9 protein-coding genes are annotated in these 14,529 nt (G+C 40.5%); 4 read left to right on the top strand and 5 right to left on the bottom strand.

What is annotated here, in order from left to right; all coding sequences use genetic code 11:
* Positions 1–3,141, top strand: coding sequence for an MMPL family transporter (locus AC4QJR_RS10850; protein WP_496526168.1), 3,141 nt, complete (start codon positions 1–3; stop codon positions 3,139–3,141).
* Between the two features lie 203 nt (positions 3,142–3,344).
* Positions 3,345–4,784 (top strand): TerD family protein, encoded by a 1,440-nt coding sequence (locus AC4QJR_RS10845; protein WP_496526167.1) that lies wholly within the window; start codon positions 3,345–3,347, stop codon positions 4,782–4,784.
* A 43-nt stretch (positions 4,785–4,827) separates the two neighbouring features.
* Here the strand turns inward: AC4QJR_RS10845 and selB are convergent, their stop codons facing one another.
* From selB to AC4QJR_RS10830, 3 genes are all read right to left on the bottom strand, one after another.
* The gene (selB, locus tag AC4QJR_RS10840; protein WP_496526166.1) at positions 4,828–6,711 is read right to left on the bottom strand and encodes a selenocysteine-specific translation elongation factor; all 1,884 of its coding nucleotides are present in this window, start codon (positions 6,709–6,711) and stop codon (positions 4,828–4,830) included.
* Positions 6,712–6,884: 173 nt separating this feature from the next.
* Positions 6,885–7,379 carry a hypothetical protein gene (locus tag AC4QJR_RS10835; protein ID WP_496526165.1) on the bottom strand — a complete coding sequence of 165 codons (495 nt, stop codon included), beginning with the start codon at positions 7,377–7,379 and terminating at the stop codon, positions 6,885–6,887.
* Positions 7,360–7,854: a hypothetical protein gene (locus AC4QJR_RS10830; RefSeq protein WP_496526164.1), complete on the bottom strand. Its 495-nt coding sequence runs from the start codon at positions 7,852–7,854 to the stop codon at positions 7,360–7,362. Before AC4QJR_RS10830 ends, AC4QJR_RS10835 begins: the two co-directional genes overlap by 20 nt.
* Before the next feature lie 203 nt (positions 7,855–8,057).
* On the opposite strand from AC4QJR_RS10830, the gene AC4QJR_RS10825 reads away from it, so the two are divergent.
* Together AC4QJR_RS10825 and AC4QJR_RS10820 are read left to right on the top strand one after the other, a co-directional pair.
* Positions 8,058–9,713, top strand: a complete 1,656-nt coding sequence (locus AC4QJR_RS10825; protein ID WP_496526163.1) for an FAD-binding dehydrogenase — start codon at positions 8,058–8,060, stop codon at positions 9,711–9,713.
* Between the two features lie 36 nt (positions 9,714–9,749).
* On the top strand, positions 9,750–10,067 hold the full coding sequence (locus tag AC4QJR_RS10820) for an antibiotic biosynthesis monooxygenase (RefSeq protein WP_251460606.1): 318 nt from the start codon (positions 9,750–9,752) through the stop codon (positions 10,065–10,067).
* Between the two features lie 88 nt (positions 10,068–10,155).
* Here the strand turns inward: AC4QJR_RS10820 and AC4QJR_RS10815 are convergent, their stop codons facing one another.
* The gene (locus tag AC4QJR_RS10815) at positions 10,156–13,293 is read right to left on the bottom strand and encodes an SbcC/MukB-like Walker B domain-containing protein (protein WP_496526162.1); all 3,138 of its coding nucleotides are present in this window, start codon (positions 13,291–13,293) and stop codon (positions 10,156–10,158) included.
* Entirely contained in the window at positions 13,290–14,435 is a 1,146-nt protein-coding gene (locus AC4QJR_RS10810; protein WP_251460603.1) for an exonuclease SbcCD subunit D, read from the bottom strand. The genes AC4QJR_RS10815 and AC4QJR_RS10810 overlap by 4 nt, the downstream gene beginning before the upstream one ends.
* Between the last annotated feature and the right edge of the window lie 94 nt (positions 14,436–14,529).

The raw sequence follows: 14,529 nt of genomic DNA, 5'->3' as shown, positions 1-14,529 counted from the left end.
GTGAGAGCGATAATAAAAGGAAAATGGTTTATATTACTCGCGTGGATCCTCGTTATCACCGCCCTATTTATGGTGGCACCAAATATGGAAACGCTAGTTCGGGAGAAAGGGCAAATTACTGTTCCAGAAGGATACTCCTCAACTATTGCCGAAAAAATCCTCAAAGATGTTCAATCAAGTGAAAACAGTGGCAGTAATCTACAAACGGCGTTGGTTTTTCATAGTAATAAAAAGTTAACCAAGGCCGATTTCGAAAGTGCGGAAAAAGCCGTAAATCAGCTTGAAAAAAACAAGGAAAAACTAGGGATTTCCGAAATTTTAACCCACTTTAAGCAATCCGAATTAAAAGACCAACTGGTATCTGAGGATGGAAAAACCATTCTTGTTTCCGTAAAGGTGGATGTAAATGGCCGTGAAGCCAAAGAAATTGCAGATGAACTATATAAAGAAATTGATGATGTAAAACTGGAGCATTACTACACAGGTAACTGGGTAATCAGCGATGACCTTGTCACCAACTCGCAAGAAGGATTGAAAAAAACTGAAGGAATTACTGTAGGATTTATTCTAATTGTGCTTCTACTGGTGTTTCGATCGGCAATAGCACCAATTATTCCATTGGTTACGGTGGGGTTCAGTTATCTTACGGCTCAATCGATTGTTTCTTTATTAGTGGATAAAGTTAACTTTCCACTCTCAACCTTTACACAGATTTTCTTAGTTGCTGTCCTTTTTGGTATTGGAACAGACTATTGTATTTTACTGCTTAGCCGTTTTAAAGAAGAAATGGCAAAGAATGATAGTGTAACAGAATCGATTGTGGAAACCTACCGTACCGCAGGAAAAACAGTTTTATTTAGCGGGGTTGCCGTTATGATTGGGTTTGCTTCGATTGGCTTTTCGACCTTTAAGCTCTATCAATCAGCAGCGGCGGTTGCCGTAGGTGTAGCAATCCTATTAATCGCCCTTGTTACAATTGTCCCATTCTTCATGGCTGTGCTTGGCAAAAAATTATTTTGGCCATCCAAGGGCAAACTGGAGCATAGTGAAAGTAAATTTTGGGGATTTGTGGGCAGGTTTGCACTCGCACGTCCATTGATTGCCTTTATTATCGTCGGGGTCATCTCTATCCCCTTCTTATTCACTTATAAGGATCAATTATCGTTTAATTCACTTGAGGAAATCAGTGATGATTTTCCATCAATAAAGGGTTTTAATATTATTTCTGAATCATTTGGACCAGGCGAGTCTATGCCTACCCAAATCGTCATTAAAAACGATGACCAAATGAACACTTCGGAATATATGGCTATCACGGAAAAAATAAGTCAAGAGCTCGCACGTGTCAGCGATGTGAATTCCGTCCGTTCCGCAACCCGTCCAACCGGGGAAACAATTGATGATTTATATCTATCCAAACAGGTGTCAAGTCTCGGGGAAGGCCTCGAGCAAGGTAACGATGGAATTAAAAAAATCAGCGATGGCCTGGAGGAAGCTGGCAGCCAGATGGCAGCCAATCAGCCGAAAATGAAGGAAGCCACCGACGGAATCAGCGAGTTAATAAATGGAACGAATAAACTAAAAACAGGGATGGGCGACATCCAAAGCGGGCTGACAGTTATTGAGAAAGGAATTAGATCTGGTTCCGCCGGCTCTGCTCAGATAAAAGATGGTTTAGCCCAGGTTAAAGAAAAATCAAAAGAGGTTCTAGCCGGAAGCAAACAATTACTCGCTGGCTATAAAAAGGCAAGTACAGGATTAGCTACCCTCCATGGGCAATATGAGAAAGTAGCAACGGGATTAGGTTCCTTGAACAAAACTCTAACGGCTACAAATCAATATTTTTCAAATCTAGAACAACAATACAGTGATATCGGTCAAAATCAAAACTATCAAGCTATTAAAATGACTGTTCAGGGCTCGCAAACCGCAACAAAAGAATTAGCTGGCGGGTTACAGCAATTAAATACTGGGCTTAAAGGTGCACAAGAAGGTATAGAATTTGCCAACAGTAAATTCACAGAAATTACTGTTGGCCAGAAAGCCCTAATTACCGGAATGGAAGGCCTGTTAAAAGGGATTTCCGATCTTGAAACTGGACTTGACAAAATGGCTGCAGGACAAGGCAAAGTCATTGCAGGACTTCCCCAATTTACCGGTGGACTTTCCGGAATCAATAATGGGCAAAAACAGCTCCTAACAGGATTTCAAGATATGGGAAATCAGATCACACAGCTTTCAGATGGCTTAACTCAAAGTGCTGATGGTTTAAATAAAGTGTCGGACGGACTGAATTCGGCTCAAGATTACTTATCTGAAGTATCCAATCAGAAACAAAATGGATTTTATATTCCTCAGGACGTGCTAGATAGTAAAGACTTTGAGCAAGCACTCGACGCTTACTTGTCAAAAGATCGAAAAGTAATGACGATTGATGTGATCTTCAGTAAAAATCCATATTCCAATGAAGCGATTGACCGCGTTCCAGAAATAAAGCAAGCAGTCAAACGCGTGATTAAGGATACCAAACTCGAAAATGCTAAAGTGGCAATTGGCGGTGTATCCAGTATGCATAATGACCTTGATTCTATTTCAAAAGCTGATTATTCAAGAACCGTTGTTCTCATGCTTGTTGGGATTAGTATTATCTTAGTGATTTTGCTTCGTTCACTCATTATGCCACTTTATCTGATTGGCTCACTCGTCCTAACCTACTATACTTCGATGGCCATTTCAGAAAAAATCTTTGTTAATTTATTGGGTTACTCTGGAATAAGTTGGGCGGTGCCATTCTTTGCCTTTGTTATATTAGTAGCCTTAGGAATCGATTACAGTATTTTCTTAATGGATCGCTTCAACGAATATCGAAACATGCCAGTTGAAAAAGCCATTCTACTGTCTATGAAAAAGATGGGTACCGTTATTATTTCAGCAGCGGTTATCTTAGGCGGTACATTTGCCGCAATGATGCCATCAGGTGTTTTATCCTTGTTGGAAATTGCAACGATACTATTAATCGGATTGGCCTTGTACTCCCTGGTCGTACTTCCATTGTTTGTCCCTGTAATGGTAAAAACATTTGGAGAAGCCAACTGGTGGCCTTTTATAAAAAATAAAGATAATTCCAATCTTATTGAATAATTTAACTACGCTGGTCCAATGGATCAGCGTTCTTTTTTAAAGAAAACGTGCAAATTAGTTTCTCTCATTTTATTTTGAAACTTTTTCATCATTATTTCGTACATATAACTAGGATAGGAAGTTGGAACATCTAGAAATTTTTCCCTTTTTTAAAAATACATTATAATGTACATAGGAACAAAATCGTTGAGGAGTGAAATAAATTGGGTGTTACACTTAGCAAGGGACAAAAAGTGGATTTAACCAAATCTCACCCTGGCCTGCAAAATGTCGTAGTAGGGCTAGGATGGAATATTAATCAACAGGGTTCAAACTTTGATTTAGATGCATCTGCCTTTTTATTAGGTGAATCTGGAAAAGTGAACAGTGATCAGGATTTTGTGTTCTATAATAATCCAAATGGTGCAAACGGATCCATCATCTACAGTGGTGACAATCGTACTGGTGCAGGAGCACAAGATGATGAGCAAATCAGGATTGATTTAGCTAGGGTACCTTCCCACATTCATCGGGTTGCCTTCACCATTACTATCCATGATGCTCAAATGAAAGGGCAAAATTTTGGACAAATATCAGATTCTTATGTGCGCATCTTTAATGAGCAAACGCATGAGGAATTATTAAGATTTAACTTGGGCAGAGACTTCACGGTAGAAACAGCCATTGTCGCTGCTGAATTGTACCGGCATAATGGCGAATGGAAGTTTAATGCGATAGCCAGTGGTTTCCAAGGTGGCCTTGCAGCACTTTGCCGGAACTTTGGAATTGCTGTTGATGATCCACCTTCGAGTGTCCCAACACCGCCAAGTTACCAACAAAATCCTAATGCATACCAACAAAGCCAATCAAGCCCTAATCTGTTCCAGCAGAATAGTCCATACCAGCAAAATTATACAAATCCAAATCAGCAGCGCACCCATCTTCAGCCTGAATCATTATATCAACAGCCTGCCTACGGATTTCCGACACAGTCGTATCCTGCGACAGTAAATTCTCACCAAACATATGGTGGAGATGAGATCATTTGTCCGCGCTGCCACTCGTCAAATGTGAGGACAGGAAAGAAAGGATTCGGTCTGGGTAAAGCAGCCATTGGCGGACTCATCCTTGGTCCTGTCGGTCTCCTTGGTGGATTCATCGGGAAAAATCAATTAAAATTTTCATGTAATAGCTGTGGAAATTCCTGGTCCCCATCGCAAACTGATTACGCTGAATGGGCAAACAATTCGAAGAGAAAGGCACAGGAACTTTTTAATCGCTACAAAAGTCAGGATGTCCTTGAAGCAGTGGTTGCTGCCTGTGCTTTAGTGGCCATGGCAGATGGGTACTTGGATGCTTCTGAACGTCAAAAAATGATTGAGTTCGTCCATCAAAGTGAAGAATTACGTGTTTTTGATACGACGAAGGTCATCCAAAAATTTAACTTGTTTGTTTCTAGAATAGAAAATGACCGGATGATGGGTCGTGCGGAAGCCTTCCGTGCTCTTGGAAAAATTAGAACCAAACCCGAAATTGCTCGTCTTGTCGCCCGGTATTGCATCGCCATTGGCTATGCTGATGGAAATTTTGACAACAATGAAAAGCAAATGGTTAGCGATATCTGCCGTGAGCTTGGACTTAACCCTGCAGAGTTTTTATCTTAACCGACGAAAGCCTCCATTCCATCTCGGAATAGAGGCTTTTTTGTTACTTGTTCCAAATTCGCTTATTTTCCAAACGCTTGGTTAGACCCATTGAATCTAGTTTTTCTAAAAATGGAATCATATATTTCCGTGAAAGTTCTAGAACATCTTTCGCCGCTCCGACATCAAATTCTGCTCCTGTTTGACTGCGCAATTTAGCCACTGCTTGTTGAAATACATCTCCATGATATGCAAACTGGGCATCCAGCAGGACTAGTACTCCTTCCTCTTCTAAAAAGCGTCTTAAATCTGCCTCCAGAGTGCCAGGGATTCCGGCATCAGTAAAATACTCTTTTAGAGAACGAACTTTTAACCCATCCTTTTTTATTTCGGCAATCAGATTTTCAGTCCGCTTTGCCCAATTTTTGGGCACATGAGGCACAAAATTGGCTATCGAAACAAACTGCCCTCTTCTATTAAAGATATGATTGGTAATTCCATTCTCGATAACAAAATCCAGCAAATGTTTTGGAACTCTTTTTTGAAGGGTTTGCACCAGCTCAGCTTTATTGATCCCTATTTTCATCGAATGGAGAAGATGATAATCCTGTAATCTATCAAAAATATCTTCCTCAATTGAATTAATCAACAATTGGAGCGTATAGTCTTTCCCGTCAAAAAAGACAAATTCTTTCTCATTTAATTTTTCAGTTACTGTGAATTCGTCTAAAGAGGTCCGTTTGATTAACTCATCCAGGGGCAGGCACTTTGCTTCCATTAAAGCAGCAGTAATCCGCTCTTTCGGTGAACCGACCTTTTTCTTTTCCAGTTCTTCAATCGTCTGGTTACCAAAACGATATTTGTCACCACGTGGATCAATCACCCAGCCCCCGCCTATCGTTTCTTGCGGACTCGGACGACGTAAAATAAAGCGATCCCCGCGTTTTGTTAAAATTTCCTCCTCAAGTCTCAGTTGACAAAGGATTTCGCCATTTTCCTCCTTGATTTCATTGCGATCAAAAAAGACTATCCGGCCCATTACCTCCGCGGTTCCGATATGAAGCTTAATCGGCATTCGCTGTTTGACCATGTGCTCAAGGTCTTCAACGACACGAATCGCTACATCCAGTGTCTTCGTGACAAGGAAATGTTCAGAGGAGACAAGCACATCTCCCCTCTCAACATCTTCCTTAGAGACACCTGATAGGTTAATAGCAGTGCGTTGTCCTGCGAACGCCCTTTCAGCCGGTGAATGGTGGACTTGAATCTGACGTGCTCTAACCTCAAGCCCTTTGGGCATAATTTTCAGGATTTGTCCTTCGACTACTGTTCCTTCATACACTGTTCCTCGAACTACAGTACCTTGGCCCTTTATTGTAAATACCTGATCAATCGGGAGACGGAATGCCCCTTTCACATCACGCATTTCTTGTTCTTTTAATTTTTGGATAATTAATGCTTTCATCTCATCGATGCCTTTTTTGGAAAGACTGTCTACCAAAACAAACGGTGCATCCTCAAATACAGTTCCAGAAAGTTCCTCTAAAATATCATCTTTAACAAGTTCGATAAATTCTTTATCCACTCGATCAATTTTTGATATGGCCACCAAACCATTTTTTACCCCTAAGAATTTCAAGATGTCTAAGTGCTCTCTCGTTTGCGGCATCACACCTTCGTCTGCTGCAACAACGAGCACGACCAAATCAATCCCTGCAACTCCAGCGATCATTTGCCGGATAAACCGTTCGTGTCCTGGCACATCAATCACTGAAATTTGGATTTCATTATCTTCATATAATGGTGCAAAGCCAAGCTCAATGGAAATTTGACGTTCCTTTTCTTCTTTTAATCTATCTGTATCTACATTGGTTAACGCTTTGGTTAAAGACGTTTTCCCGTGGTCGATGTGCCCTGCCATACCAATTGTAAAATATCTTTTTTCCAAGGATGCCACCTACTTTATCGTTCTTCCCTTCTAATGTATCGATTTTGGCTCTATTGTTCAAGGGTAGATTTTACGACATCTTTGTCTTCGCTTTTCAAGATATCTCCACATTCATTAGTCCATTCTTGAGAAAAACACTTTAAACTACGAAAAACCAGATTCATCTGGTTTTTTTATTTCACCTGTTCATTTGGTCGTAGAAAACGATAAAAGACAATTAATAGCGATTGAATGAATAAATAAGTACAAACAGAGTAAATAATACTGTTTCCATTTTTATAATGAAAAACACCCATGCTATGGTAAACCCACTCTACCCCAATAGCGACCGCAGTAAAACTTAAAATAAAAAACACTAAGTAGCGATCCTTTATTTGAAATTTTTTATAAAGGTATAGAAAAAGATAGGAAAATGGTGGATAGAGGAAATAAACTACTATATCCATAACTGTGTATGCAGGACCATCCATGATATCATAAAAGTCAAACGGCTCAGATCCAAATGAATTATCGAAAAGACCTGCAGCAGTTAAGCTATAAAGGAAGATGAGAATGGTTAATTGATTTGAAAACACTTTTGGCAAAAAGAAAAAAATGCCCCAGGATACTAAAACCGCACAAATAACAAAATAATCATTCTGACCAAATTTATGTTCTACCAACATCATCCTTGCATTTCACCTCCTGCTCTTGCAGTCCTTTAAACCAATTAAATGCATACATGGCAAAAAACAAATAAAGCAGATAATAAATAACTGTAAAAATATGATTCCACTTTTTAAAGGTATATAACTCACTGCTTAAATTTACTTTATCAATCCCAAGGATTATTAGACAGTATAGTAAAAGGAGTAAAAACTGTTTTATTAAAGTACTATTATTTATATACATAATGAGATAGGAAACAAATAATGGGCTGAAGACACTCCGAAATAGAAGAAATGCCAAATATAATTTCGGAGTAGTTGTGGTTTTCATCCATTTAAATGTTTCAAATAAACCTAAATAGGTATGAGTGTTAATGAGACAGGTTAGCAGGACAAGAAATAATAGCTCCTTTCTCGACCCTCGGTTCTCCTGACGATTAAAGATAAATAAGCCCAGCATCATCCAACTTAAGACAAAATAAAATGTAAATACCATGAAATCCCCTCTTCAAAATTCAGCTCGATTCCTAACATCCTAGTCATTTCCATATTTAATTAAAAATAGAAATTTTTTCACATTAAATATTTCAAAAAATAGTTTAAATGAAGGAAAATGATAGCACTTTGTCAAACTTTCTTTATGAGAAATTAACAAATTCGGAGGGTTTGCCCTAGTTGAAAATATCCGGGGGGATTTATTTGAAATTTGATGTAATTGTGGTGGGTGCAGGCCTAGCAGGGTTGGCGGCAACGGCTGAACTTGCAGATGCAGGAAAAAGAGTACTGCTTTTGGATCAAGAACCGGAAGCCTCTCTTGGCGGCCAGGCTTGGTGGTCATTTGGAGGTTTATTTCTTATCGATTCTCCCGAACAAAGAAGAATGGGGATTAAGGACTCCAAGGAACTTGCTTGGCAGGACTGGTTAGGGGCTGCAGGTTTTGACAGAGAAGAGGATGAGGATTATTGGGGGAAAAAGTGGGCTGAAGCGTATGTTGACTTTGCAGCCAGCGAAAAAAGAGAATGGCTGACAGGAATGGGGGTTCGTTTTTTCCCCGTTGTCGGTTGGGCAGAGCGAGGTGGATACACGGCTGAAGGCCATGGCAACTCAGTCCCACGCTTCCACATTGTCTGGGGAACAGGTCCGGGTCTTGTTAAGCCCTTCGAGAATCGAGTCAGACAAGCAATGAGGAACGGAATTGTCGATTATCGCCCACGCCATCGTGTGAATAAATTAATGAAAGAAAATGGTGTCATCACCGGTGTTAGGGGTGACATTTTGGTTCCAAGTAATGCTGCTCGCGGGGAGGCTAGCTCCCGAGAGGTAATTGGGGATTTTGAGTTTCATTCTTCATTTGTTGCGGTTACAAGCGGAGGGATTGGCGGTAACCATGAACTCATTCGAAAAAATTGGCCCGAAAGGCTCGGTAAGGCTCCACAAAAAATGATCTCAGGCGTTCCGGAACATGTGGATGGAAGAATGCTTGGCATTACGGAAAATGCCGGCGGACGAATCGTCAATCGTGACCGAATGTGGCATTATACCGAAGGAATTAAAAACTGGGCCCCAGTCTGGCCGAACCATGGCATTCGGATCCTGCCGGGTCCATCCTCGCTTTGGCTTGATGCCAAGGGGAAGCGTTTCCCTGCGCCCAACTTTCCTGGTTTTGATACCTTGGGAACACTCGAAGTCATTATGAAATCAGGCTACGACTACTCCTGGTTCATCTTAACCCAGAAAATTATTGAAAAAGAATTTGCCCTATCTGGGTCTGAGCAAAATCCTGATTTGACCGGGAAAAGTATCAAAAAAGTGTTAGCTCGTGTCCTCCCAGGACCTACTGCACCCGTAAAGGCATTTATGAATAAGGGAGAAGACTTTGTGATTGCGAATACCCTGTCTGAACTTGTAGCCGGGATGAATAAACTTTCAGGTGATAACTTGTTGTCTCTCGAGGAGATTGAGCGACAGATTCTTGCTAGAGACCGGGAGATTGAAAATAAATTTACCAAAGATCTTCAAATTACGGCCATGCGTGGAGCCAGAAATTATCTTGGGGACAAACTGATCAGAGTGGCACCCCCTCATCGAATTCTCGATCCCAAAATGGGTCCATTAATTGCAGTACGTTTAAACATTGTCAGCCGAAAAACACTAGGCGGTCTCCAGACCGATTTATCCGGCAGAGTCCTTGATGTAACTGGAAAACCTGTGCCCGGTCTATACGCAGCAGGCGAAGTTTCAGGTTTTGGCGGAGGCGGCATTCATGGTTATCGCTCGTTGGAAGGAACGTTTCTCGGTGGCTGTTTGTTTTCAGGGAGGCAAGCTGGACGCGCCATTTCTAAAGAATTATCATAAGTATGATGACGTTATTAAAGGAGGTGAGAATATAATATGTCTTCATTAGTGTTCATGGCGCTCTATCGTCCGAACCCAGGAAAAGAGGAGGAATTAAAAGAACTACTTAAAGTACATATCCCAACACTCCGCGAGGAAGAGTTGATTACAAGTCGAGAATTATTAACCCTACAAGCAGAGGATGGGACGATCATTGAAATCGCAGAATGGCGGTCAACAGAGGCCATTGAAAAAGCACACCAATCTTCTAAAGTCATGGCAGTTTGGAATAAAATTGGTGAACTATCCGAATTAACGAGTCTTTCCACGCTTGCTGAAGCTCAGCATCCGTTTCCTAATTTTAAGCCTTTATAAGTTATGTACTAATGAATTAAATAAATCCTAACCAACACTAAAAGCAGTGAGATTTAATTGAATCCACTGCTTTTAGTTTAGATTAACATTAATTTGTAAACACAAACTCCGTTCTACTTCCTGTCTGATCGGCCCTAACTTCGAGTCTGACGTCAATTCGTTCTTTGAGTTCCGGAACATGCGAGATAATACCAACTAAACGGCCGCTGCTTTGAATATCCATTAATGCTTCGATAGCCTGATCCAGGGATTCAGGATCTAGCGTTCCAAAACCTTCATCAATGAACATCGTTTCTAAAGAAACCCCGCCGGCATAATTTTGCACTACGTCTGCCAGACCGAGTGCAAGTGATAAGGAAGCTTTAAAACTTTCCCCGCCCGATAATGTTTTGACATGTCGTTCCTGACCCGTGTACTGGTCAAACACAAGCAATTCCAATCCGCTTTGAGTATTCCCTTTGGAACGGTCGGTTTTCCTCAGCAATTGAAAACGCCCGGAAGTCATTTTTCGTAAGCGGCCATTTGCTTCACGTAAAATATCATCCAAGAATGAAGCCAGTACATACCTTTCGAAGGTAATCCGGAAGTTATTCTGGCCTTTAGCAATCTCAAAAAGATGACCAATTAACTTATAACGTTCTTCAAGAAATTTCATTTGTTCATTCAATTTTTCCACACGGTTGTGTATTTCTTCGTTATCCCTCTTTTTAACAAATAGATTGGTTTGCTGCTGAGTAAGAGCCTCGATTTCACTTGTGATGTTTCCAATTTCGTGCTTCAATCCATCGACATCTGGTGTTTTTACATTCATTAACTCATCGGTTAATTCTTTCAACCGGTCAGAAACTGAACGTAATTCTTCTCGATAACTGCGGATTTCAGTTTCAAGACTACGAATTTCTGCTTCCGTGCGTTTTGCTTCAGCATAAGTACCATATTTTTCAAAGCCCTGCTCTGAGAGTTTGTTAATAAAGATTTCTCGTTCGGAATCCAGCTCCTGTTTTTTACTCTCATGATGCTTTTTAGCATCTAATAATCTTGCTGTTTCATTTGAAAGTTTTTCTCTCACTTGCTGCAGGCGCTGCTGTGCCTCTTCCAACTGTTTTACTAACATTTGCTGCCGGTTTTTAGAAACCGTAAGTGCTTTTTCGTATTCCACTTCCGAGCGTAGATTCTCTGGAACGACTTTCATCATCCGAGAAAGGGTAGTCTTCTTTTCAGTGAATTGAACGGTTAACTCATTGATTAAAGCTGAAACCTGCTGTAGTTTGTTTTGCATATCTACTTTTTCAACTTCTATGGTTTCTAATTCCATCTTCACTTTATCAAGATTCTTTATCTGTTCCGCAAGCTTTCCTTGCTTCTGAACCAGCTGGTTCTTCGCCGTCAATGCCTCCATTTTTGCATCCTCTAAAAGATCAGCAGTAAAATCTGCTCGGATTGAACGAATTTCGTTCATTATTTCTGCTACAGCTTCCCTTTGCGCTGCCTCAGCTGACTGACTCTGGTAAAAGGCTGCTTCATCTGCAGACTTTGCTTTTTCCCAGTTGGCACTTTGAGCCTTAGCTGCCTTCATTTCCTCTTCTGTCGGAATACTACCACTATTTTGTATCGCTGGTGATGGATGGTGCTCCGAGCCGCACACTGGACAGGCTTCACCTGTTTGAAGTTTTACTGCTAATATTGCGGCCTGGCCGTGCATCCATTTACTCTCTAGTTGTTCCACCAATGCTTTTGAATCTGTATATCTAGCAGTAGTATTTTCATATCTCGCAGTGATCGACCGTAAATTTTGTTCAGCTTTTTGATGGCGGGCAAGCAATATTTCGTATTTGTCTAAACGATCAATTTCTAAATCCAGTTTATCGATTCTGCCTGTATTTTCTAGATAGATAAGTTTCCCTTTTTCAATTTCTTCCTTTTGACGTTGTAGATTCACTTGTTTCACTTCTAGTTGTTCGAGAAATTGTTCTGTTTGATTAAGCTTTTGTTGCGCAGCTTTTAATTCAGCATCCTTGTTTTGTGTTTCTTTAAGTAATGTTGCAAACGAATAGACATCCTCCCTCATATTGTCTAATCGATTTACCTCATCAAGGGCGGCTTGGCGTTCTCCTTCTCGTTCGAGTTCGTTTTGTAAATGTTGTTCATGCTGTTTTAAAAGTCCTTCCAATTTCTCGATTTCCATCTGAATGGATTTCAGATTTCCATCAAGTTGATCCACTTCGCGCTTTAAGCGGTGGCATAGTTCTTCTTGCTGTGCTAAAACGGCGGCCTTATGGGCAAGCTGCACCTGCTTTTCTTTCCCGTTATACACTTCTTCCTGAGAATCAAGTCTTGCCTTTTGCCCCTTTAACTCCTCTTTTAATTGAAGCTTCTTTAATACTCCCTCTGCTTCAATCAACAGCCCCTTCAGATTGTCCTGTTTCTGGGCTTTTTCTTTTAATTGGAGATTCAATTGTTCTAACACTTCAGCCATACCAGCAATTTCTGTTAGTAAAAGCGGCATGATGATCGTATCGTTCACACTGTCTGCATCCAAATATTCACGGAGTTCTTGATTGGTTACAGCTTGTATTCGTCGAATCTGCTCATTTCTTGCTAGGACTTGGTCCTCAACCGACTTTTTTAGTTCAGTTGCTTCAACCTTTAGTTTCTCTTCCACCATTTTATATAATTGGGTATGGAACAACCGCTGTAAAATGACTTCTTTATCCTTACTGTCTGAGGTGAGAAGTTTACGGAATTCACCCTGCGGAATCATTAAAATCTGCCGGAACTGATTGGCATCAATCAACATTATTTCCTTAATTTTTTCTTCAACATCATTGATTTTCGAAGCGAGCAGTTTCTTTTCACCATGTTCTGTCCATATATATAACTCTGCTTTAGCACCTACTTGTGTATAGCCGTCGCCTTTATCTTTCTTCTTCAATTGCTGAGGTGACCTCGTAATCGAATATGCTTTGTTACGAAGAGAAAAATCTAGTGAAACCTCGGTTAATAACTCGTCTTTGGCAAACTGGCTGCGGAGTTCAGGACCATTGCGGTCCTCCCCACTTGCTTTTCCATAGATCGCATAACTAATGGCATCAAAAATGGTTGTTTTTCCGGCGCCGGTTTTTCCGGAAATAACAAACATTGTCCGATTACCTAGTGCGGTAAAGTCAATTTCTTCAAAGCCAGCATAAGGGCCGAAAGCTTGCATCGTCAGTTTTAATGGCTTCATTTCAATCCCTCCTCCTTTAGCACTTTTTCAATGACTTCTATCATCGCCGTTTTTTTATCAAGCGAAAATTCGGAGGTTGTCATTTCTGTGTAAAATTGTTCAAACAACTCAATTTCTGATTTTTTTTCACTTCTAATCGAGGTGAATGATTGTTTTTTCTTTAAGTCAGTTAAATCTAATTTTCGTTCAAGATGGAGGACGTTGGGGTACACTTGACGTAATTTATTAATCGGGTCGATTAAGGCACCTTCATCAAGGAGAGTGATTTTTAAATAATCATGGATCGCTTCTTTTTCATAAAAACATGGATCAAGTAATTCTTCCAGATGCCCTTCTATTTCCCGCATATCATGTTTTGGTGTCAGCGAGCGGTACCGGTGTGTAAAGTTACCTTTATCATCCATTTCAATAATCGAAATCGACTTTTTCTGTTTAGCTTCCGAGAAAGAATATTTTAAAAGGGAACCTGAATATTTCACTTTATTGTGGTTAATGGCATCAGGACTGTGCAAGTGACCAAGAGCTGTATAGGAAAAGGGTTCGAACAATTCTGCCCCAACACAACCAGAACCTCCTACAGACAAGATTCGTTCAGAATCAGATGTTTGACCTCCTAATACAAAGGCATGTCCAACCAAAACATTAGGCTCATTCGGATTAAGATTTTCTTCCATTTTTCCTACCAGGGCTTTCATTGCCTCTTGATGGGAATGGATGGAATCATCCCCGAGTAATTGACGGACTACACCAGGCTCAGCATAGGGTACTAAATAAAAATTCACACCGTTAACTCGAACAGGAGTAAAGCTGTTTGTTAATTTTCCTGATAAATAAAATTGGCTGTGTTTATACCAGGAACTTCCAAATGAAAGTCTTTCTGCGCTATCATGGTTCCCAGCAATCGCCACAACCGGTGTTTCTAATTCAACATTAATTTTAAAGAGAATTTCATCGAGTAATTCTACAGCATCAGTTGGCGGGACCGAGCGATCATATAAATCTCCTGCGATAACAACAGCATCCGGCTTTTCTTCCGCAACAATGGCCACAAATTGCTCAAGTACTTCACGCTGATTCTCTGTCATATAGACCCCATGAACGAGTTTGCCTAAATGCCAATCAGCTGTATGGATAAATTTCATCTACTCACCCCAATTTATTATTCTGCATCTTTCCAATACTACTATTATAGCAAAATACAAATGGAAATGAGGTTGGAAATGCAAGCAGATTACT

This window comes from Neobacillus sp. BP17 (genome assembly GCF_059579525.1).
This window is presented reverse-complemented; position numbering and strand designations above follow the sequence as displayed.